Below are 20,193 nucleotides of genomic sequence, written 5' to 3'. Positions count from 1 at the left end.
GCGGTATGCAGCAGACTGTTTCCGTGAGCAACAAAACCCGGACTGCACTGGCCGTCGCCGGCCTCAGCCTGGGCACGGCACTGAACCCCCTCAACTCCTCCATGATCGCCGTCGCCCTGGTGGTGCTCCGCGCTGATTTTGGGCTCGACGTCGCCGCGGTCACCTGGGTGGTCACCTCGTTTTACCTTGCCTCAGCGGCGGGCCAGCCGGTGATGGGCAGGCTTGCGGACAGGTTTGGGCCGAGGCGGATGTTCATGCTGGGCATGGCGCTGGTGGCGCTGACCTGCGCGATGGCGCCGTTCGCCCCGAACTTTGCGCTGCTCTGCGTGGCCCGGGCCGTGATGGCGCTGGGCACGGCCACCGCCTATCCCAGCGCCGCGGTGATGGTGGGCGCCATTGCGCACCGGGCCAACGTGGAACCGGCACGTCCGCTGGGCACCCTGCAGATGGCCAACACATCGGCGGCAGCGGTGGGGCCTGTGATCGGAGGGCTGCTGGTGGGCTTCGTGGGCTGGGAGGCGTTGTTCCTGGTCAACGTCCCGCTTGCGCTCGCAGCGCTGCTGATCGTGCGGCGGGCGGCGCCGGCGGACAAAGCCCGGGAACGCGGCAGCGTGGCCGAGTTGCTGCGGGACTCGGACATTCCCGGCATCCTGGGCTTTGTCACCGCGCTGCTGCTGGTGATGATGGCCGCCCTAAATGTCGTGGCGGGCTACCGCTGGTGGATGCTGGGCGCGGGAACGGCAGTGGCGGCACTGTTCGCCTGGCGGGAGCTCCGCTTTGCCCGCCCGTTCCTGGACCTGAGGCTCCTGGGCCGCAACAGGTCCCTCATGCTCATCTATCTCGGCTTCGCGGTTTTCAGCAGCGTCTATTACTTCGTCTTCTTCGGCCTTCCCCAGCTCCTGCAGGAGGCCGGCGGCTACGGGCCCGGCGCGGTGGGCCTGCTGATGCTGCCCCTGGCGGGCATGTCCGTCCTGGCCACCCCCTGGGCGGTGAAAGCGATGGGAAGGTTCGGCGTGCGGCGGGTGCTGGTTGCCGGCGTCGTGCTCCTGACCGTGGCCGCCGCCCTGATGTGGCTGCTCACCGGCACCCTGGCGATCCCGCTCGTGGTGGTGCTGACAGCACTGATGGGTATTCCGTACGGGACCGTGGGCATCGCCACCAACCAGGGCATGTTCGTGTCCATCCGGCCCCAGGAACGGGGCGTCGCGGCGGGCATCTACCAGACGTGCCGGTACGTCGGCGCGATCACGGCCACGGTGATGATCGGCGTGTTCGCGGGCGGCGGCGTGGACCAGGAAAGCTGGGCCCGGATGGTCCTGGCAATGCTGGTCCTGTGCGTGGTGACGTTCGCCGTGAGCCTGCTGTGGAGGCAGCGGACGGAGTAGGACCGCTGGAGGCGCGCCTAGGTGTACATCAGCGAGCCCGGGGTCGTCAGCGTCTCACCGGTCTCCAGCCAGGTCTTCAGCCCGGAGAGGATCATCGGCCAGCCGCCGTAGAGCTGTTCGTTGGCGCCTTCGCGGAGGTCGCTGTGGGTGACGGTCAGGCGGCAGGAATCGCCCACCGGCTCGATCTCCCACGTGACCTTCGAGGTCCCCTCGGCCTTGACGTCCTCGCCCCAGAGGGCCCGCATGGTCTGGACCAGCCGCCGGGGCGGGTCCACCTCCAGGTTCTCGCCCTCGCCCAGCGGAGCACCCGCCTTGACGTTGTTCATGGTGAAGCTGCTGCCCGGGGTCCAGTCCGTTTCTATGGTGTTTCCGAACTGGTACTTGCTCCGGATATCGCTGTCCGTGATGGCTTCCCAGAGCCGTTCCGGCGTGGTCTTGATGTAAATTTCGAAGATCTTTTCCATGGGACTTTCCAATCTGGATTTGAGGTCGCTGAGGCCAGCGGCCCATGGTTCTGAATATTTGCTCACCCAGCGGTCGTGGATGAGCCTGATGGGCACGGGATTCAGGAAATGCAGCTTTTCACGCCCCCGACGGCGGGTCACCACCAGGCCCGCATCCTCCAGGAGCTTGAGGTGCTTGGCAATGCCGAAGCGGGTCATGTCGAAGCGGGCCTCAAGCGCACTCAGGGACTGCCCATCCTCGCGGAACAGTTCATCGAGGAGGTCCCTGCGTGTGGGGTCGGAGAGTGCCTTGAACACTGCGTCCACAAAGAAAATGATAGGTGACCATATGGTCACCTATCAAGGGATTTCTCTGGTTTGTGGGAGGAGCCTAGGAGCGCCCGCCCACCTTCTCCGGTGCCGGTGTTGCGATGGGCCGCGGCTCCAGCCACACCCGCTCCCGCGGGCCCTGCGGGTAGGCGTGCTTCTTGTTGGCCATGGTGATGATCCAGGCTGCCACGACCGGCAGCGCCGCCGCCACGGGAACCAGCAGCGGACCACCTACCACCAGCGCCGCGGAGCCATACAGCGCGCCCACGGTGATGCCGAGCTGGATGGTCAGCACGGTGAGGCCGTTCGCGGCCTCCTGGTACTCGCCGCCCGCCCGAAGGATGGCGGACTGGTTGTAGATGCCGATCGCACCAAGCCCTGCACCCCAGACGGTCATGAGCACCAACGCCACGGCGAAGTTGCCCACCGCGAGGGGCAGGAAGAACATGGACAGGGCGATTGCCGCCGTCGTCACCAGCAGGGATCGTCGTGGCCGGGAGTCCACGGTGAGGCCCGCGATCCAGATGCCCAGCAGCCCGGAGCCGCCCAGCACCGTGAGCGAGAGGCTGGTGGCGTAGTCGGGGAAGCCGGCGTCGCGGATGAACGGGGCGATGTAGGTGAACAGCGCGAAGTGCGCCAGGACCAGCAGCGGCCAGGCAATGGCCACCGGCTTCACCCCGGGCTGGGCGATGGCCTTGCGGAGCGAGGGGCGGACGGCGTCGGAAATCCGCTGGACGCGCGGCAGGAGGAAGAACGCCAGCACGGTGAGGACCAGGCCGAACCCGGCAAGCACCATGAACGCGGCCCGCCAGCCCAGGAACCCGCCCAGCGCGGTGCCCACGGGAGCACCGATGGCCAGGCCCAGGCTGTTGCCGCTGAAGACGATGGCCAGGGCCTTGCCCACCTTGTCCGCCGGGACCACCCTGGTGACGAACGGGGCCATGGTGGTCCAGAGCAGGCCATGGGCCAGGCCGCCCACCAAACGGGCAATCATCGCGGACGTGAAGTCAGGCGCCAGTCCCACCATCGCATTGCTGGCGGCGAATGTCAGGACCAGCCCCACCAGCAGCGCGTGCCGCGGAATCTTCCCCAGCAGCCGGGCCGCCGGCACCACCGTGACCACAATGACCGCGGCATAGGCGGCAGCCAGGTAGCCGGCCACCGGCTCGGACACGTCCAGGCCGGCGCTGATCTGCGGCAGGAGCCCGGACGGGAGGAGCTCGGTGGTGATGGCGGTGAAGGCGATGGTGGCCAGGACCACCATCGCGGCGTACGGAAAACGGGCAGGTGCCGGCGCGGAAATCGCGGAAGACATGGGGGAGGGATCCATTCAAGGGGGAGGGGTGGAACGCGGCTCGCTGGCCGGACAATTCCTCCCTTAAATTTACAGGATCCCGCCCCCTGCTCCGTGCCGTTCCCGGCGCGTCCCCGTGCCGTGTACGGCGCGTCGGGAACGCACCGTGGGAATCAGCGGGCGGCCGGTTCCCTGACCTGCGCGGCGGCGGTCAGCCGTGAGTCCAGCAGTCCGGCCGCGACGGCGGGAGCAAGACCCGGCGCCAATGGAAGGCGCGGCACTACCAGGCAGTGCCAGAGGTGGTAGATGTCCGCCTTGCCCGACCACACGGTGGAGGTGACATTGCCGTGCTCGTCGAGCTCCTGCTTCCAGGATCCGTGCTCGTAGTCGATGAACCAGTCGCGGGCGTGGTCCCAGATCCGCTCGTACCAGTCCGCATACTTCTTCTCGCCGGTGGCAATGTAGAGTGCTGCCGCCCCGCCGATCGCCTCCGCGGGAACCCAGCGGATGCGGGTGGTGACCACCGGCTTGCCCTCCCAGTCGACCGTGTACACGAATCCGGGATTGCCGTCCGGCTGCCAGGCGTCGCGGATGGCGGCGTCGAACAGGCCGCGCGCGTCGTCGAGCAGCCAGTCCGGGACGTCCAGGCCGCGGGCCTCGAGTCCGGCACGGAGGTGCAGCAGCAGCCGTGCCCACTCAACCCAGTGGCCGGGCGTCCCGCCATAGGCCCGGAACTGGCTGGCCCGGTCATCGGTGTTGTACTCCGGCATGGGGGTCCAGTCCGGGTCGAAGTGCTCGAAGACCCGGTAGTTGTTGTTGCGCGCAAATTTGTGGATGAGCACCTCGGCAATGTGCAGGGCCCGTTCCAGCCAGCGGTCCTCGCCGGTCACGTCAGCGACGATCAGGTAGGCCTCCACCGAGTGCATGCTCGCGTTGCCGCCGCGGTAGGCCTCGGTTTCCGTGAACTCCCGGTTCCAGGAGTCGAAGCACATGTTGGCTTCATGGTCCCAGAACTTTGTGTCTGCTATCCGCAGGGCCTCGTCGAGCAGTTCCCGTGCTCCGGGGCGGTCCGCCGCAACGGCGCTGGCGGCAGCGAGGAGCACGAAGGAGTGCTGGTAGCCGGATTTGGTGTCGTTCACCGGCCCGTTCGCGTCAATCTCGGCGTACCAGCCGCCGAACTCGTCATCATGGAAGGCTCCGTTGAGCGCCGCGATGCCGTGGTCCACGAGCGTCCCCGCGCCCGGCCGTCCCATAAGCGCGGCGACAGCGAAACTGTGGACCATCCGGGCGGTGATCCAGAGATGGGTCGGCTTGTCGGCAAACACCTTGCCGTTGTTGTCGAGCCAGCCGAAACCCGTGGGCACCTTTGACCCTGCGGCGAAATTGACCAGCCGGTCGGTTTCTGCCTCGAGCCATCGTGCGTGGGCGGCACTGTTCAGCCACGTCATGTCATGTCCTCTTTCTGATGCGGGTGCACGTCCGAAACTAGCGCGTGCCGAAGTCGGTATCTGTGTATGCGCCGGCGCGCCGGGCAGCGCCGCCGCAGGTGCAGTCGTTTCCAACGTCAAGCTGGATGTTCACCGGAGCGCCGGTGCCAACCGTCAGCGAGATGGTCTCGCCGTTGCTGGTGGACACGCGCAAGGGGCTTTTGTGCGGGGAGATGGCAGGCATGGCCGCCCTTTCGTTGGTGGTTGGTTTGGTTGGAGGGGTGTGGCTGGCTACCCGACGGCGTCGAGCAGGCCGCGGACAATGGTGGCCGCCGCGCCCAGGTAGGCCAGGACAATCAGCAGGATCTGGGCCGCGCGGGCGGGGACAAAACGGGCAGCGACATCGCCGAGGACCAGCCCGACGAGGCAGGCTCCGGCGACCGCCGCCCACATGGCCACGGGAAGAGAGGGGAACGTGGCGGGCGCCGTGAGGGCTTTCGAGGCCAGGGACAGCGCGCCGATGGTGAAGAAGTACGGCTGCATGGTGGCGGCGAAGGACTTGTGCTGCCACCGTGTGGCGATGGAGTACATGCTCACCGCCGGTCCGCCGACGCCGGCCGCAGTGTTCATGAACCCGCTGAGGCCGCCCGCGGTGAGGAGGTAGCGGCGCCGGGGCGGCAGCGTGGCGGACTTCAGGGCCAGCAGGACGGTCAGCCCGACCGCCAGGATCACCCCGATGGAAATCTCCAGGACCGCCGGCGGGATGAGCCGGATCAGGAAGGCCGCCGGCACGATCCCCAGCACCGCCGACGCCGTGAGGGCCGCGTACCGTTTCCAGTCGATGTCCCGGGCTACCCGGAAGATGATGGCACCGGCAGTCACGGCGCCGCACACGTTCACCAGCACCACCCCCTCCACCGGGCCCAGGAGCAGCACCAGGAAGGGGGCAGCCACCAGGGCGAAGCCCATGCCGGTGATGCGCTGCATCCCGGCACCCATGACAACGGCGCCCAGCACCAGCCCGGTGGTCAGCATTTAGGGCCGCCAGGCCACGTATTGGACCTCCTCGAACTCCTCCAGCCCCAGGCTTGCGCCTTCCCGGCCCAGGCCTGACTGCTTGGCACCGCCCATGGGTGCGAAGGCCACGGACGGCAGGGGATCGTTGACGCCCACGATGCCGGCTTCGAGCTGCTCCGGAATGTCCCAGCCCCGCTTTGGGCTGCTGCTCCAGACGTAGGCGGCCAGGCCCATCTCTGTGGCGTTGGCCTTCCGGATGGCGTCCTCCTCCGAGGAAAAGGTCACGACGCCGGCTGCCGGACCAAAGACCTCTTCGGTCACCAGGGGTGCGTCGTCCGGGACGTCCGCCAGGAGCGTGGGCGCCAGGAAAGAGCCCTGGGTGGGCACATCGGTCCGCTGCGTGACGCGGCGGGCGCCGCGCTCCAGGGCGTCGTCCACCAGCGCCTGCACGGCGGAGACCCGCTCCGCGTCGATCACCGGGCCAAGGTCCGGGACCGGCGTGCCGTCGTCGGGAACGCCGTGGCCGATGCTCATCGCGTCGAAGCGCGCGGCAAGCCTGGCGGCGAACTCCCCGGCGATGCTGTCCTGGACCAGGAAGCGGTTGGCGGCCACGCAGGACTGGCCCGTGTTGCGGAGCCGGCCCAGCACAGCCCCCTCCACGGCTGCGTCCAGGTCTGCGTCCTCAAAGACGATGAAGGGCGCATTGCCGCCCAGTTCAAGAAGCGGCCGGACCACGCGGTCCGAGGCGGATGCCATGATCTGCTTGCCAACGCCTGTGGAGCCGGTGAAGCTGACTGCCCGTACGGCCGGATGCTTGAGCAGCGCCGCGGTGATCTCCCGGGACGGGCCGTGGACCAGGTTGACCACGCCCGCCGGGAAACCGGCGTCATGCAGGACCTCGAACAGGCCGGTGGCGGCCAGCGGCGCTTTTTCGGAGACCCTGCCCACCACGGTGCAGCCTGCGGCGAGCATCGCGGCGAGTTTGCGGGCCTGGATGGAGACCGGGAAATTCCACGGCGTGAGGCTGAGGGCCACGCCGATGGGCTTCCGGAGGCTCAGGTGGCGGCGGCCCTGCAGCTCGGGCGGACTGACGGTGCCGGTGGTGCGCCGGACTTCCTCGGCGAACCAGCGGAAGTATTCCACGGAGAAGTCCACCTCGCCCTGGGCTTCAGGGAGCCGCTTGCCGGCCTCGAGGGCCAGGGTCTGTGCGAGTTCATCACGGCGTTCGGCGAGGAGGTCGGCTGCGTTGCGGAGCAGGTCGGCACGGTTCCGCACCGTGGTGCGGGACCAGGACCCAAAGGCCTCGGCAGCCGCGTCGGCTGCCTGGGTGGCGTCCCCGGCGGTGCCCCAGGCAACCTCACCGACGGTGCTGCCGTTTCCGGGGTCCGTCACGTGCTTGGAGGTGCCGGTGGCGTGCCAGGTGCCGTTGACGAGGTGCTGGGCTGATTTGAGGTTCACGGATGATGCCTTTCGTGGGGCGGGGAGAGGTCCGGGACGGCGGGGCGGGCGTGGAAGCCCGCCGCCGTCGTCGTGGTTCTCATCCCTTGCTGGCGCCGGCGGTGATGCCGGCAACGAAGTACCGCTGCAGGAAGACGTAGGCCACCACCACGGGCAGGGAGGCCAGGATGACGCCGGCGAACAGCAGCGGGTAGTTGGTCTGGAACTCGCCCTGGAAGCTCAGCAGCGCCAGCGGCAGCGTGCGGTTGCCGGGGGACTGGATGAACAGCAGCGGGTACAGCAGTTCGTTCCAGTGGATGACGAACAGGAAGATGGCAGCCGCGGCGATGGACGGGGCGGACAGCGGCAGGGCGATGGAGATATACGTCCGCCACGGGCCGGTGCCGTCAATCGAGGATGCTTCGTAGAGTTCCTTGGGCAGGGTCCGCATGAACCCGCCCAGGATGAAGACGGCGATGGGCAGGGTTGATACCAGGTTCGCCAGCACCAGGCCGGCCAGGCTGTCCAGCAGCCCCAGGCGGCCAAAGAGGACATACAGCGGAACCATGTTGGCCTGTGCCGGGATGGCCATGCCCAGGACCAGGAAGCCGAAGATGGCCCAGGACATGAAACCCTTGAGCCGGGAGACGGCGTAACCTGCCAGGCTGGCCAGGAACAGGGTGAGCGGGACGGAGATGGCGGTGACAATCACGCTGTTCATGAAGGACGAGCCCAGGTCCTGGCCGCCGATCACCTCTGCGTAGTTGCCCGGTGAGAGGGACTGCGGCAGGCTGAACGGCCCGGCAAACAGTTCCTGCGTGGACTTGAAGCTGCCGAACCCCACCACGGTCAGCGGAACGATGATGATGACCGCGTAGATCGCGAGAATTCCGCGGCGGGTTATTGACGAGAGCATGCTGTCATTCCCCCTTCGGGGTGAGGCGGAGCAGCCGGCGCTGGAGCCAGGTGACCAGGGCGATCATGGCCATGAAGATGATCGACTGGGCTGCGGCGTAGCCGAACTCCGAGTTGGCGAAAGTGCTGTAGATGCGGGTGGAGAGGATGTCCAGGGACTGCTTGGGCGGGTTGCCCGCGATGCCCAGGATCAGGTCGAAGGCCTTGAACGACTGCACGGTGGTGTAGGCCACCACAATGGACGTCGCCGGGGCCACGAAGGGCCAGGTGATGGACTTGAACTGCTGCCACTTGTTGGCACCGTCCATCTCGGCTGCCTCGTAGAGTTCCCGCGGAATGGCCTGCAGGCCGGCGATGTATACCACCATCATCTGCCCGGCGTGGAACCACACCTGGGTCACAGCCACCCAGTACAGGGCCTGGGCGTCGTTGCCGAGGTAGGAGCTCTGGAGGGCTTCCAGGCCCACTCCGCCCAACACCGCGTTGGCCAGGCCGAAGTTGGGATCGTAGATGAACTTCCAGATGAAGGCCACGGACACCGAGGACAGGATGGTGGGGAAGAAGAACAGGGCGCGGAGCAGGACGCTTCCCCGCGAGTTCTTGGTCAGCAGCAGCGCAAGGATCAGCGAGAAGAACGTTTGCGCGATGACCACCAGCAGCACGAACTTGAGGTTGTTCGTGAGGGCGTTGGTGAACAGTGAGTCGTTGGTGAACGCCCGGATGAAGTTGTCCAGTCCCACGTAGTTGAACGCTGCCGAGAAACCGTTCCAGTCAGTGAGGGCGTACTGGAAGGCCTGCAGCGTGGGCATCACCAGGAAGAAGGCGATGACCGCGACGGCGGGAAGCGGGAAGAGGTACAGCGCCGGATTCACCCGGGTGGGGGAGCGCCGGCGCCCCTTATTGTCATTCACGTCGGGAGGGCTGCCTGGTGCCTTCCGCTTCGCAGGCAGCCCGGTATGGGTGCTCATATCCGTTCGTCAACAATCTTCTGGGCGGCCTCTGCTGCCTGCTCGGGGCTGGTGCCCGAGATGACGGCGGTGGCGCTGGCTTCCACGGCATTACGGACGTCCAGGTTCTGGAACTGGAACCGGGCTGCCAGTGCTGTGTTCTTGTCCAGCCAGGGACTCAGGCGCTTCAGGTCCGGGTTGGTGTAGTCCACGTCCTTCACGGACACGTGCTGCGCCGTCTCGTTGGCGTAGTAGGCGGCGTTCTCCGGCTCGGAGAGGAAATCGATCCAGGCAGCCGCTGCGGCCTGGTTCTTGCTGGCCGAGTTGACGCCCAGGATGAAGGTGGCGTTGTAGACACCTTCATACTTGGCGTTGCCGTCGGAGGTGTTGGGGAACACCAGCTCGATGGGGAACTGGGCACCCAGGCCGCGGACGGCGGCAATGTGGTACGAACCGGTGGCGAGCATGGCTGCCTTGCCCTGCGAGAACAGGTTCTGGGCCGGTTCCACGGCGGTGCCCGTGGCGTTGGGCTGCAGGTAGGGGACCAGGTCCTTGTACTGGCCCAGCATCTTAATGAACCAGTCGTCGGTGACTTTGAGTTTGCCCTGTTCGATCTGGGCGCACATGTCGTCCACGGGGGCGTTGTTGGCGATCATGCAGTTGAAGAGCTGGCCGCCGTTTCCAACATCGCCGCCGGGCCAGGAGATGGGGATGACGCCGGAGGACGCCAGCTTCTCGCACATGGCCAGGAACGAGTCCCAGTCCTTCGGGGCGAGTTCCGCTCCGGCCTTGTCGAACAGGTCCACGTTGGCCATGGGCATGGGGAACACCACCTGGTACGGCAGTCCCAGCTGGCTCTCGCCAGATTTGCCGGCGGAGAGCAGCCCTTCCTGGTAGTTCGAGACGGCCTTGCTGTCCTTGAGCTCGGTGTAGATCCCGGCCTCGGTGAAGTTCTTGAACTGGGATCCGCGGAAGGTTGCAAAGGCATCGCCGATGGAGCCGCCGCGAAGCTTCTGCAAGGCCTGGGCGTTGTAGTCGTTGGACGTGGAAATGTCCTGGGCCACTTCAACGCCGTCGTGCAGTGCGGCAAAGCGCTTGATGAGCTCGTCGAACACCACCTTGTCCTCGCCGCGCCAGTGGGCGAAGGACACCTTGCCGGTGATGTCACCGGTGGCGGGGGCTGCCGGCCCGGTCGCGCCGCCGGGTGCCGTGGAACCGCCGGGGCCGGCGCAGGCTGCGGCAGTGGCGCCGAAGCCCAGGGCCCCCAGGAGTGCGATGGCCTGCCTGCGTGAAATCTGACTCACAATAATCTCCTCGTTGAGTGTTTTGCTGTGCCTGTTGTTGACTGCGGAACGGGTTGCCACGGTTCTGACGCTGTGGCTTCTCCAGGAGGGCTTATGCGTTGGTCCTTTGCGCGGTGACGACGTCGTCCACCACGGCGCAGAGGCGCTGCAGCCGGCGCACGGCGTCTGTGGACAAGGATTCGACGACGTCGGGCGCTCCGATGCAGGATGCCCAGACGGCGCGTCCGGAGAGGAAGCCGCTGGCGCCTTCCAGGCAGGCCCACCGGACTGCATCCGGGAAGACGTCTTCGGGGACGCCCGAGGAGAGCACCACCCAGGGGCCGTCGATGGCGTTGGTGAGCTCGGCGCATGCGGCGCGGACCTCGGCTTCGGAGGCCTGGCCGTGGAAGGGGACCTCCGCCTTGTACAGGTCCGCCCCCAGGCTGCCCAGTTCCCTGGCGGCGGCGAGGATCCCGGCGTTCCAGTCGAAGTCCCCGCCGGCCAGCGGCTTGCGGGAGACGGGCTCGATGATGCTGATGAGTCCTGCGGACCGGCAGCTCTCCACGAATTCGCGGACCATGGCCACCCTGCCCTCGGCGGGCTCGTCCGGGCGGTACAGCACCAGGAGCTTAAGCGCCTTGACGCCGAGGGCCTTGTACTTGTGCGGGTCCACCAGGCGGTCGATGGTCACCTCGCCCACCAGCTCGCCGTGCGCCGATTCGAAGTGGTCCGCCGAGGCGATCAGCCCGCAGTTGGGGTCCACCACGTTGTCCGCGATGGCCTGGTCCAGGGCGAACTGCCGGTCGATGAGGACGCCGGATGCGTAGGGGGTGAGGATTTTGGCGGCCTGGAGCTTGAAGTCCTGGAGGTCCTGGTCTGTAACGGGCTGGTCCGTGTGTTCGGCGAACATGTTGCGCATGGCTTCGCGCTGGTCGACCGCGAGCATCGCGAACGCGCCTGACGGGCGCTGGAGGGGTGAAAGGTCTGTGGGGCTCATGGGCTGCTTCTTTCAGCTAGGCGGTGTGGTTGGAAGTAAGGACAGGGGAGATGGTCTGGTGCGGGATCGCGGAGCGGCCGTCCAGTCCTTCGCAGGAAGCGGAGGCAGTGCGGCCGGCGAAGGCAGCCGCGTCAGCCAGGGAAAGACCGGCGGCGACGGCGGCGAGCAGGGCGCCGTGGTAGACGTCGCCGGCTCCCAGCGTGGAGACAATGGCGGCGGGTGTTGCGGGCACGTGGAGCGGGTCCGCGGTGCCGTCCTTGACCCAGGCACCGTCAGAGCCGGCGGTGGCGACGACGGCGGAGGCGCCGTCGTCGACCGCTTTGCCCAGGAGCGCCTCGGGGGAGTGGTGCCCGCCGTACTCTGCCTGGAGCCGTTCGATGGTTGGGACGTAGAGGGCCACTCCCCGCGGGCTGAACGACGCGATGGGGTTGCCGGCATCCACGCTGACGTCCAGGCTTCCGGCGCTGAAGGCCGGAAGGGATGCGACGGCGTTCCAGCCCAGGTGGTCCACATGGACCCAGGCTGCAGATTCCACGAGCTCATGGAAGCGGCTGCCGGCCGGAAAGCTGACGGGCGGCACGGGCCGGGTGACAATCGCCCGGCTTTCAGAGGCCTTGCTGACCACGATCACGCTGGCACCCGTTTTGACGTTGGGATCGCGGATCACCGCGGAGGTGTCCACGCCTTCGGCCTGCAGGCCGGCGATGATGCGGTCGCCTTCCTCGTCGGTGCCGAGGACACCCGCGAAAGCTGTGTTTGCTCCGGCACGGGCGGCTGCCACGGCTGCGGTGGCGGCCGGGCCGCCACCCGCCGTCGCGAAGTCCGAAGCGACGGTGCGGCTGTCCGCGGCGGGGTAGTCCTCCACCAAAGCGATGGAGTCAAGCGTGGCGCAGCCTACGAAGAGCAGGGTTCCAGTTGACGGTTGGGGCACGTTCCACCTCGTTGTAGTTCCGGCTGGTACTGAAGAAATATACACACGCTATGTTGGAATAACAACACTTTCGGTATAGTTCTGTTTGGGATGCAACGCCACGGTCCCCCAAAACTCAACGTAGAGAAACGGAGCAGCACATGTCATTGCCTTCTGCGGAAACGGTCCGGACCATCCGATACGGCCTCATCGGCGCCGGCCATATGGCCCGCGAACACGTCCGGAACCTCGCCCTGATTCCCGGCAGCCGGATCACCGCAGTCTCCGATCCCCAGCCCGCATCCCTGGAGGAGACCGCCGCTGAAATCGGCTACGAGGTGCAGACCTTCCCCTCGCACCAGGAACTGCTCGCCTCCGGGCTGGTGGACGCGCTGGTGATCGCCAGCCCCAACGACACGCACCTGGCCATCCTTAAGGACATCTTCGCCAGCGGAACCAACCTGCCCGTGCTCGTGGAGAAGCCGGTGTGCACCACCGCAGCGCAGGCAGATGAACTCGAGGCGCTCGCCGCGGACTACCCGGCACCTGTGTGGGTTGCCATGGAATACCGCTACATGCCGCCGGTCCAGGAAGTCATCCAGGCCGCGCACAACGGCAAACTCGGCAACATCTACATGCTGTCCATCGTGGAGCACCGGTTCCCGTTCCTGCACAAGGTGGATGCCTGGAACCGCTTCGCGGAGCGGACCGGCGGGACCCTGGTGGAGAAATGCTGCCACTTCTTCGACTTGATGCGGCTGATCCTGCAGGATGAGCCCGTGCGTGTGTACGCCAGCGGCGGCCACGACGTGAACCACATGGATGAGGTGTACGACGGCCGTGTGTCGGACATGATCGACAACGCCTATGTGATTGTCGACTTCAAGGGCGGCCGCCGGGCGATGCTGGAACTGTCCATGTTCGCCGAGGGCTCCAAGTTCCAGGAGCGGATCTCCATTGTGGGCGATGCCGCCAAGATCGAGACGCTCATCCCGGTGGCGGCCAACCACTGGATCGAAGGTGATGAAGCGGAAGCCACGGTTGAGTTCAGCCCGCGCTCGCCGCTCGGACCGGAAAAGCACGAAGTTCCGGTGGATGAGGCAGTGCTTGCTGCGGGCGCCCACCACGGTTCCACCTACTACGAGCACCTGGGGTACCGGAAGGCGATCCTGGGTGAAGGGCCGGTTGAGGTGACGGTGGCTGACGGCCTGCAGTCGGTCCGGATGGGGCTGGCGGCAGAGCGTTCCATTATGGAGGGGCGCCCCGTTGAGCTTACGAATGCCGGTGCCGGGGTACGACACTAGGTAAGTTGGTGTTGGAAAAGCAACACTTCGCGGGCCGGGGGCCGGCGGGTGGGGCAGGAAGAAGGGGATATGAGCACCGCACGTGAAGAGGCGCCGCTGACGCCCCGCCAGCGCACCATCCTGGAGGAACTTGGCCGGCGCGGGTTTATTTCCACCACGGACCTGGCCGAGACCTTTGCGGTATCGGACATGACCGTGCGCAGGGACACCCGGGTACTGTCCAAGCTGGGCCTGGTCAGGGTGGTTCACGGCGGGGTCAGCGCCATCCATGGACAGGGCCAGAACGCGGACTTTGCCGCCCGCGTGCGGGAGGACGCCGACGCGAAGCTCCGGGTGGCGCGGGCCTGCATCTCCATGATCGGGGAACGGGACGCGGTCATCCTGGACGCCGGCACCACCACGTACCAGATCGCGCAGGAGCTGCCCACGTCCTTCACGGGCACCATCATCACCCACTCCGCACCAGCCATCCAGCGCTGCCTGCAGCTGACGGCTGCCCGGACCATCTGCCTGGGCGGGGAACTGCTCCTGGACAGCCAGGCGTTCAACGGTCCCATGACTGTCAGCGCCGCCGCAGGCCTCCGTGCCAAGACGGCCTTCATTGGCGTGAGCGGAATCCACGACGAAGCGTTTTACATTGAGCGGGACGTGGAGCGCGCCACTAAGATCGCCCTCATGAACTCTGCGGAACAGGTGGTAGTAGTGGCAACACACCAGAAAATGCTGCGGTATGCGCTGGCCAGGCTGGCAGCCTTTGATGCGGCGGACGTGCTGGTGACGGACGCGCCGCCGCCGCGGGAAATCGAAACGGCGCTGCGGGCCGCGGACGTGAAGCTTGTGGTGGCCGCGTGAGGGCGCCGCTGCACGTTTCCCTTCCGGACCAGAAACTGCTGGACGCGCTCGCCCCGACTGCCGGCGTCGAGTTTTTCGTGTGGGACTTTTCCGGGCCTGCCCCCGCCGGGCGGTTGGACATCGTGGTGCCGCCGTACATGCGCGGGCCGGAGGTGCTGGCCGCGCTGGAGTCCGTGGACATCGGCCTGGTCCAAAGCCAGTCCATCGGGTACGACGGCGTGGCGGACGTGCTGCCCGCCGGGTGCGTTTTCGCCAACGCGGCAGGGGTCCATGAGACGTCGACGGCGGAGCTCGCCCTGGGCATGATGATTGCCAGCCAGCGCGGCATGGATGGCTTCGTGCGCAACCAGGCCACCGGGACATGGGACAACAGCCAGCGGCCCAGCCTCGCGGACCGGCGCGTGCTGCTGGTGGGCTACGGCGGAGTGGGCAAGGCCATCGAGGCCCGGCTGCTGCCGTTCGAGACGCACGTTACCCGGATGGCAAGCCGGGAACGGGAGGATGCCAGCGGCAAAATCTTCGGCATCGACTCGCTGTATGAGCAGCTGCCGCTGCACGACATCGCGGTGGTCAGCGTGCCCCTCAGCGAGCAGACCCGGCAGCTAGTGGACGCGAAGTTCCTGGCCGCGATGCCGGACGGGGCGCTGCTGGTCAATGTGGCCCGCGGGGCGGTGGCGGACACGGATGCGCTGCTGGCCGAGACATCCACGGGCCGGTTGCGTGCTGCTGTTGATGTGACGGATCCGGAGCCGCTGCCGGCGGACCACCCTCTGTGGACCACGCCCGGCGTACTGATCACCCCGCATGTGGGCGGGGCGAGCTCGGCGATGTTCCCCCGCATGGTCCGGCTGGTCAAGCAGCAGATCGGCCTCATGCTCGAGGGCAAGGAGCCGGTGAACGTGGTGCTCGGCGGGGCTGGGGAGTAGGGGCTCGGGTCGAGTCTGGGCGTTATCCACATAGCGATTTCCGCAGCCTCTGAATGTCAGGGGTCGCTGGAAGACTGTGGTTATGGATGGCACCGTTCAGGATTTGATTAACCAAATTCGGTGTTTGCCCGTGTCCTCTGACAGTGCCGCGCTGGTTGACCAGTTGCGGGCCCTGGAGGAGTTGAAGGCGGCTGCTGCGGCCGCGCAGGCGAGGGTAGCTGTGGCGTTCGATCGTGCCCAGCGCGCTGAGCAGACTGAGGCCGGGATTCCTGCGGCGGAGCAGGGTCAGGGGGTGGCGGCGCAGGTTGCGTTGGCCCGGGGTGAGTCGCCGTCCCGGGGCGGGCGGCTGCTCGGGCTGGCCAAGGCGCTGATGGCGGAGATGCCGCGTACCCTGGCTGCGCTGGATGCTGGCCAGCTGAATGAGTGGCGGGCCACGCTGGTGGTGCGGGAGACGGCGTGCCTGGGCGCGGCGGACCGGTGCGCGGTTGATGAGGAGTTGGCCGCTGACACGGGTACTTTTGCCGGGGCCGGGGACCGGGCCGTTGTGGCTGCGGCGAGGGCGGCGGCGTACCGGCGGGACCCCCGTTCGGTGACACAGCGGGCGGCCCATGCTGCCGGGGAGCGGTGCGTAAGTCTGCGCCCGGCCCCGGACACCATGGCGCGCCTGACGGCGCTGCTGCCGGTCGCGGAGGGCGTGGCGGCGTATGCGGCACTAAGCGCGCATGCCGATACTTTGCGCGCTGGCGGTGACGACCGTTCCCGGGGGCAGCTTATGGCCGATGCCCTGGTGGAGCGGACCACCGGCACCCCGGGCGGTGTCAGTGGTGTGGAGATCCAGCTTGTCATGACCGACAGGACTTTGTTCCAGGGTGATTCTGAACCGGCACGCCTTCCCGGTTACGGGATTGTCCCGGCCGGCTGGGCCCGCAGTCTGGTCTCCAGCGGTGGCAAGGGCGGCAAAGCCAAGAGTCCGGGATCAGCTGCCGGCGGCAGGGAGCCTGCGCTGGGTGGACCGGAAAGTCCGGGCAACAGGACGCCCGCCGCCGGCGCCTGCCAGCCCGCAGCCGAGGCGCTTGAGCCCGAGCCCGGGGAGAAGGACTTCAGGGTGTGGCTGCGGCGACTGTACACGGCCCCCGGGGCGGGTGACCTCGTGGGGATGGATTCGCGGGCGCGCTTGTTTCCTGCAGGGCTGTGCCGTTTTATCCAGGCCCGTGATGACACCTGCCGCACGCCCTATTGCGATGCGCCCATCCGGCACCACGACCACGTGGTGGCCTGGCATAGGGGCGGAACCACCAGCCTCGGCAATGCAGCCGGGCTATGCGAGGCCTGCAACCACACCAAGGAAAACCCCGGCTGGAAAACCACCCCTCGGCCGGGCCCAAGGCACACCATCGAATACAGGACACCCACCGGCCACACCTACCATTCAACAGCACCTCCACCACCCGGAAGCCCGCCAGCAGGTCACTTGGTGGGTACCGCGCGGCTCGTGCGTGTTTAGTTGTCCTGGTGCGTGCCGCGCAGTTGGTGGCGGCTGGCCTTCCGGATGGCCTTGGTGACGCGGTCGAGCCGCGGGGAGTCAAGCGTCCAGGTCTGCCAGTAGAGCGCGACGTCATGGTGCCCGCGCTCCTTCAAGACCGCCAGGGAGCCATCGGCGAGGTCCGTTCCCAGCTGCAACTCGGGAATCATTCCCCATCCGAGCCCTGCCCTCAAAGCTGCCAGGAATGCCTCGGATGACGGGATGACATGTGTTGGTGGCGCATGCTGTACGCCGCGGGCCTTGAGCTGCAGCTGCTGCAGGTTGTCCTTGGCATTGAACTGCAGCATGGGCATGCGCTGCCAGTCCACCCCGCTGCCTGCTGTGAAGCGTTTACGCAGCCCGGGGGTGGCTACGGGCAGGTAGCGCATGTAGCCCAGCCGTTCCGCCCGGCATCCGTTGACGGGCGTGGGGTCGGAGGTGATCGCTCCGAGGACGTCACCCCGGCGCAGGAGTTGGCTGCTGTGGTCCTGGTCCTCCACATGCAGATCCAGGGTGGTCTCCGCCCAGGTGCTGGCCTCATGGAGCACGTCCACGAACCACGTGGCAAGGGAGTCGGCATTCACGGCAAGGGGGGTTACGGCCCGGGAGGAAACACCGTGTCCGAGCGACTCCCACGTTTCCGCTTCAAGGACCTGCACCTGCCGGGACATGCGCAGCAGGATTGAGCCGGCATCGGTCGGGGTGCACGGCACGCTGCGGCGAACCACCACCTGCCCCACGGACTTCTCCAAGGCCCTGATGCGCTGGCTGACGGCCGAGGGGCTGATCCCCAGCAGATCGGCCGCGGCCTCGAAAGTTCCCTCGTCCACGATCGCGGCGAGGGCCCGGAGATGCTCAAAGTTCATGAAGATATTCTAATGGAAGTGCAGAATCCATCGTTTGTCTTCATCTGGTGCGGCGGGCTACCGTCAAAACATGTGGAGTATCTGGACTACCGGGCTGATGACGGGCCTGGCTTTGATCATTGCCATCGGCGCGCAGAATGCGTTCGTGCTGCGGCAGGGAATCCGCCGTGAACATGTTGGCGTGGTGGTGGTGCTCTGCATGGTCAGTGATGCGCTGCTGATCCTTGGCGGCACAGTGGGGATCGGGGTTTTGGTTTCCCGGTTTCCACTGGCACTTGAGGTGCTGAAGTGGGGCGGGGCTGCCTACCTGGCATGGTGGGCGGCGCGTTCTTTTAAGTCGGCACTCAAACCGTCAGCGTTGACGGCCGAGGCCCCTCGGTCCAAGGGATCGGTTATCGCCACCACCTTGGCGCTGACCTACCTGAATCCGCACGTCTACCTGGACACCGTGGTGCTGCTGGGCGGCCTGGCCAACCAGCACGGTCCGGACGCGCGGTGGGTCTTCGCGGCCGGGGCCGTGGGGGGCAGTGCCCTCTGGTTTTCGGCCCTGGGATACGGAGCCAGGACCCTTTCCGAGGTGCTCAGCAGCCCGCGGACGTGGCGGATCGTGGACCTTGCCATCGGCGTGGTGATGCTCGCCCTGGCCGTCAAACTCGTTCTCGGCTGACACGCCGACGGGGAGCGCTACCGCCTGAATTCGATACGGACGGAGTTGTCGTCAGGCAGGACGATGACCGTTCCGTCCCGCGGCGTCCAGCCGTCGTGAAGGAAGAAGAAACGTCCGCCACTGAGGACCAGCAAGCGGAGGCCGTCGTACCGGTAGAGCGTCCCGTCCCCGTCCCCCACCCTCACCTCCGTGACGGCGGTCGAGCCGATGCCCAGCGGTTTAGGCGAATAAACCTCCGCCCGGGGCATGTACTGGACTCCCTGCTCGAAGTTCAAGGCGAGCCGGCGGCCCACAGCCTGGGCGTAGTCGGCCGTGCCCCAGAAGAGCAGCAGCGTCACGATGCTGAGGATCAGCGTGGTTTCCACAGCCCGCTGCTCGGAGCTGAGGGCGAATGATGTGCGGGTCCGGCCCAGCCGGCGCAGGCGCATGCACCAGGTGGCCACGAGTACGCCCAAAGCCATCAGATACGGCGTGAACAGTGCTGTCCGGGCGGGTTCCACAACCGCCAGGACCAGGCTGACGCCCACGAGGAGCCCGCTGAGCAGGGCTGTTATGCCGGCGGCCTTCAGGATGAAGGCCCGGCCGCGGCCCTCTTCGATGCGGCGGCGCAGCCAGCGGTCCACGGCGAGCCAGACGACGCTGGCCGCCAGGATGCAGACGAGCGGCAGGAACAGCGCGTTGATGCTGATCAGGATGTAGTCCTGCACTGCGTACCCAAACAGGCTGACGTTCAGGCCCATCTGTGCCGCCTGTGCCTCCGCGCGGGCCCAGCCGAAGTAGAACAGCAGCGCCGTGGCCACCGTGACCGGCGGGCCGATAGCCGAGATCACTCCGAGTGCGCGGGACCAGGAGGAACGCTCGTCCCCGCCGGCCTCCGTCATGGCGCGGTGCCTGGCGCCTGCGGGCATGTGCCCTGGTCCGTTGCGTACTCGAAGGAAGCGGATCCGCTCACCGGCCAATCGGCGTCGGCAATGCTGACCTCGGAAAGGGCTGGCTGCCCCGGTTCGAGGGGCGGTGCCAAGAAGTAGAACTCAAGCGGGTGGTTCGTGTCGATGAAGCTTTGGCGCTGCATAAGGGGAGCAGTTGTGGTACCGACATAAACCGAGCGAACGGTCCCGGCAGGCAGGCCGGTGATGTTTCCGGACAGGACAATGGCCTGGCCGGGGCAGACCAGGAAAGGAGGGGAGTTGCCTTCGCTGTCCTCCAGGCCTGAGAGTTCGGGCGGCCACGCGGTTCCGCGGCGAGGGGCAAGCTCCACGGAGACGCCCGGATTCTGTTGCCGGACCACAGCTATGGTGCGGAGGATCTCGATGGCGGTGGCGGACCAGCAATCGCCCTCGAATGGCGGCGGCATCGTGTCCAGCGCAGAGGCTCCCGCATCCCAGGCAGCCTGGTCTCCCGTCAAGCCGAGGCACAGCGTTTTCGCCGCTTCCTCGACGGTGCTGAAGGGGCCGGTGTACTCGGGAAGGGATCCGCAGTCCATGCCCCTCAGGTTCCTGTACCAAATCGGGTCGCCCCTGCCTACGGGGCCTATCGGCAGCCAGTCGAGCACCACGGTCTCCGGGACGGGCGGCAACTGCGGGGCGGCCGGTCCCGGAGGCGGGGCGGGTGGCTGGTTCGGGGCAGGTGCGGTAGGCGGCTGGGCCGGTGCGGGCGGGCCCGGCCGCCTAC

At 67.0% G+C, this 20,193-nt stretch carries 21 protein-coding genes; 7 read left to right on the top strand and 14 right to left on the bottom strand.

The window, feature by feature from the left end; all coding sequences use genetic code 11:
- Window positions 1–23 precede the first annotated feature (23 nt).
- Window positions 24–1,385, top strand: a complete 1,362-nt coding sequence (locus NFU08_RS12505; protein ID WP_251423723.1) for an MFS transporter — start codon at window positions 24–26, stop codon at window positions 1,383–1,385.
- Window positions 1,386–1,402: 17 nt separating this feature from the next.
- Here NFU08_RS12505 and NFU08_RS12500 read toward each other — a convergent pair whose 3' ends face one another.
- From NFU08_RS12500 to NFU08_RS12450, 11 genes are all read right to left on the bottom strand, one after another.
- Window positions 1,403–2,155 carry a metalloregulator ArsR/SmtB family transcription factor gene (locus tag NFU08_RS12500; protein WP_251423720.1) on the bottom strand — a complete coding sequence of 251 codons (753 nt, stop codon included), beginning with the start codon at window positions 2,153–2,155 and terminating at the stop codon, window positions 1,403–1,405.
- A gap of 64 nt (window positions 2,156–2,219) precedes the next feature.
- Window positions 2,220–3,473: an MFS transporter gene (locus NFU08_RS12495; RefSeq protein ID WP_251423717.1), complete on the bottom strand. Its 1,254-nt coding sequence runs from the start codon at window positions 3,471–3,473 to the stop codon at window positions 2,220–2,222.
- Window positions 3,474–3,625: 152 nt separating this feature from the next.
- Window positions 3,626–4,900: an AGE family epimerase/isomerase gene (locus NFU08_RS12490; RefSeq protein ID WP_251423714.1), complete on the bottom strand. Its 1,275-nt coding sequence runs from the start codon at window positions 4,898–4,900 to the stop codon at window positions 3,626–3,628.
- Window positions 4,901–4,937: 37 nt separating this feature from the next.
- The gene (locus NFU08_RS12485; protein ID WP_174175872.1) at window positions 4,938–5,123 is read right to left on the bottom strand and encodes a hypothetical protein; all 186 of its coding nucleotides are present in this window, start codon (window positions 5,121–5,123) and stop codon (window positions 4,938–4,940) included.
- Window positions 5,124–5,170: 47 nt separating this feature from the next.
- Entirely contained in the window at window positions 5,171–5,914 is a 744-nt protein-coding gene (locus NFU08_RS12480) for a sulfite exporter TauE/SafE family protein (RefSeq protein WP_174175870.1), read from the bottom strand.
- Window positions 5,915–7,354 (bottom strand): NAD-dependent succinate-semialdehyde dehydrogenase, encoded by a 1,440-nt coding sequence (locus NFU08_RS12475; protein ID WP_174175867.1) that lies wholly within the window; start codon window positions 7,352–7,354, stop codon window positions 5,915–5,917.
- A 79-nt stretch (window positions 7,355–7,433) separates the two neighbouring features.
- Entirely contained in the window at window positions 7,434–8,249 is an 816-nt protein-coding gene (locus NFU08_RS12470) for a carbohydrate ABC transporter permease (protein WP_104186254.1), read from the bottom strand.
- A 4-nt stretch (window positions 8,250–8,253) separates the two neighbouring features.
- On the bottom strand, window positions 8,254–9,159 hold the full coding sequence (locus NFU08_RS12465; protein ID WP_251423710.1) for a carbohydrate ABC transporter permease: 906 nt from the start codon (window positions 9,157–9,159) through the stop codon (window positions 8,254–8,256).
- Window positions 9,160–9,212: 53 nt separating this feature from the next.
- The gene (locus tag NFU08_RS12460) at window positions 9,213–10,499 is read right to left on the bottom strand and encodes an ABC transporter substrate-binding protein (RefSeq protein ID WP_251423707.1); all 1,287 of its coding nucleotides are present in this window, start codon (window positions 10,497–10,499) and stop codon (window positions 9,213–9,215) included.
- Window positions 10,500–10,590: 91 nt separating this feature from the next.
- Window positions 10,591–11,475, bottom strand: coding sequence for an aldolase (locus tag NFU08_RS12455; protein WP_251423705.1), 885 nt, complete (start codon window positions 11,473–11,475; stop codon window positions 10,591–10,593).
- Between the two features lie 16 nt (window positions 11,476–11,491).
- Entirely contained in the window at window positions 11,492–12,406 is a 915-nt protein-coding gene (locus NFU08_RS12450; protein WP_251423702.1) for a PfkB family carbohydrate kinase, read from the bottom strand.
- Window positions 12,407–12,546: 140 nt separating this feature from the next.
- Here NFU08_RS12450 and NFU08_RS12445 point away from each other — a divergent pair, with 140 nt between their 5' ends.
- From NFU08_RS12445 to NFU08_RS12430, 4 genes are all read left to right on the top strand, one after another.
- Window positions 12,547–13,689, top strand: coding sequence for a Gfo/Idh/MocA family protein (locus tag NFU08_RS12445; RefSeq protein WP_251423699.1), 1,143 nt, complete (start codon window positions 12,547–12,549; stop codon window positions 13,687–13,689).
- A gap of 69 nt (window positions 13,690–13,758) precedes the next feature.
- Window positions 13,759–14,541, top strand: coding sequence for a DeoR/GlpR family DNA-binding transcription regulator (locus NFU08_RS12440; protein WP_188730769.1), 783 nt, complete (start codon window positions 13,759–13,761; stop codon window positions 14,539–14,541).
- Window positions 14,538–15,467: a 2-hydroxyacid dehydrogenase gene (locus tag NFU08_RS12435; protein WP_174175851.1), complete on the top strand. Its 930-nt coding sequence runs from the start codon at window positions 14,538–14,540 to the stop codon at window positions 15,465–15,467. The genes NFU08_RS12440 and NFU08_RS12435 overlap by 4 nt, the downstream gene beginning before the upstream one ends.
- Before the next feature lie 82 nt (window positions 15,468–15,549).
- Window positions 15,550–16,971, top strand: a complete 1,422-nt coding sequence (locus NFU08_RS12430) for an HNH endonuclease (protein ID WP_251423696.1) — start codon at window positions 15,550–15,552, stop codon at window positions 16,969–16,971.
- On the opposite strand, the gene NFU08_RS12425 is transcribed toward NFU08_RS12430, so the two are convergent.
- Window positions 16,968–17,855 carry a LysR family transcriptional regulator ArgP gene (locus NFU08_RS12425; RefSeq protein ID WP_251423692.1) on the bottom strand — a complete coding sequence of 296 codons (888 nt, stop codon included), beginning with the start codon at window positions 17,853–17,855 and terminating at the stop codon, window positions 16,968–16,970. The two genes, NFU08_RS12430 and NFU08_RS12425, sit on opposite strands and share 4 nt — an antisense overlap.
- A gap of 70 nt (window positions 17,856–17,925) precedes the next feature.
- Between NFU08_RS12425 and NFU08_RS12420 the strand changes: the two genes are divergently transcribed.
- Window positions 17,926–18,522, top strand: coding sequence for a LysE/ArgO family amino acid transporter (locus tag NFU08_RS12420; RefSeq protein WP_251423689.1), 597 nt, complete (start codon window positions 17,926–17,928; stop codon window positions 18,520–18,522).
- 17 nt (window positions 18,523–18,539) lie between these two features.
- On the opposite strand, the gene NFU08_RS12415 is transcribed toward NFU08_RS12420, so the two are convergent.
- Together NFU08_RS12415 and NFU08_RS12410 are read right to left on the bottom strand one after the other, a co-directional pair.
- Window positions 18,540–19,430, bottom strand: a complete 891-nt coding sequence (locus NFU08_RS12415) for a hypothetical protein (RefSeq protein WP_251423686.1) — start codon at window positions 19,428–19,430, stop codon at window positions 18,540–18,542.
- Window positions 19,400–20,005 carry a hypothetical protein gene (locus NFU08_RS12410; protein WP_251423683.1) on the bottom strand — a complete coding sequence of 202 codons (606 nt, stop codon included), beginning with the start codon at window positions 20,003–20,005 and terminating at the stop codon, window positions 19,400–19,402. Before NFU08_RS12410 ends, NFU08_RS12415 begins: the two co-directional genes overlap by 31 nt.
- Between NFU08_RS12410 and NFU08_RS12405 the strand changes: the two genes are divergently transcribed.
- The coding region (locus NFU08_RS12405) for a hypothetical protein (RefSeq protein WP_251423679.1) at window positions 20,004–20,193 on the top strand (190 nt) is incomplete at its 3' end. The two genes, NFU08_RS12410 and NFU08_RS12405, sit on opposite strands and share 2 nt — an antisense overlap.

This window comes from Pseudarthrobacter sp. NCCP-2145, assembly GCF_023708005.1.
GTDB classification, from domain to species: domain Bacteria; phylum Actinomycetota; class Actinomycetes; order Actinomycetales; family Micrococcaceae; genus Arthrobacter; species Arthrobacter oxydans.
Note: the sequence above shows the minus strand (reverse complement) of the source record. Positions and strands in the feature narration are given on the sequence as shown.

Coding starts and splice junctions, on each gene's coding strand:
- NFU08_RS12495 (WP_251423717.1), bottom strand. CDS start 3,473: ATGTCTTCCGCGATTTCCGCGCCGGCACCTGCCCGTTTTCCGTACGCC.
- NFU08_RS12490 (WP_251423714.1), bottom strand. CDS start 4,900: ATGACGTGGCTGAACAGTGCCGCCCACGCACGATGGCTCGAGGCAGAA.
- NFU08_RS12485 (WP_174175872.1), bottom strand. CDS start 5,123: ATGCCTGCCATCTCCCCGCACAAAAGCCCCTTGCGCGTGTCCACCAGC.
- NFU08_RS12480 (WP_174175870.1), bottom strand. CDS start 5,914: ATGCTGACCACCGGGCTGGTGCTGGGCGCCGTTGTCATGGGTGCCGGG.
- NFU08_RS12470 (WP_104186254.1), bottom strand. CDS start 8,249: ATGCTCTCGTCAATAACCCGCCGCGGAATTCTCGCGATCTACGCGGTC.
- NFU08_RS12455 (WP_251423705.1), bottom strand. CDS start 11,475: ATGAGCCCCACAGACCTTTCACCCCTCCAGCGCCCGTCAGGCGCGTTC.
- NFU08_RS12445 (WP_251423699.1), top strand. CDS start 12,547: ATGTCATTGCCTTCTGCGGAAACGGTCCGGACCATCCGATACGGCCTC.
- NFU08_RS12440 (WP_188730769.1), top strand. CDS start 13,759: ATGAGCACCGCACGTGAAGAGGCGCCGCTGACGCCCCGCCAGCGCACC.
- NFU08_RS12430 (WP_251423696.1), top strand. CDS start 15,550: ATGGATGGCACCGTTCAGGATTTGATTAACCAAATTCGGTGTTTGCCC.
- NFU08_RS12425 (WP_251423692.1), bottom strand. CDS start 17,855: ATGAACTTTGAGCATCTCCGGGCCCTCGCCGCGATCGTGGACGAGGGA.
- NFU08_RS12420 (WP_251423689.1), top strand. CDS start 17,926: ATGTGGAGTATCTGGACTACCGGGCTGATGACGGGCCTGGCTTTGATC.
- NFU08_RS12415 (WP_251423686.1), bottom strand. CDS start 19,430: ATGCCCGCAGGCGCCAGGCACCGCGCCATGACGGAGGCCGGCGGGGAC.
- NFU08_RS12410 (WP_251423683.1), bottom strand. CDS start 20,005: ATGGACTGCGGATCCCTTCCCGAGTACACCGGCCCCTTCAGCACCGTC.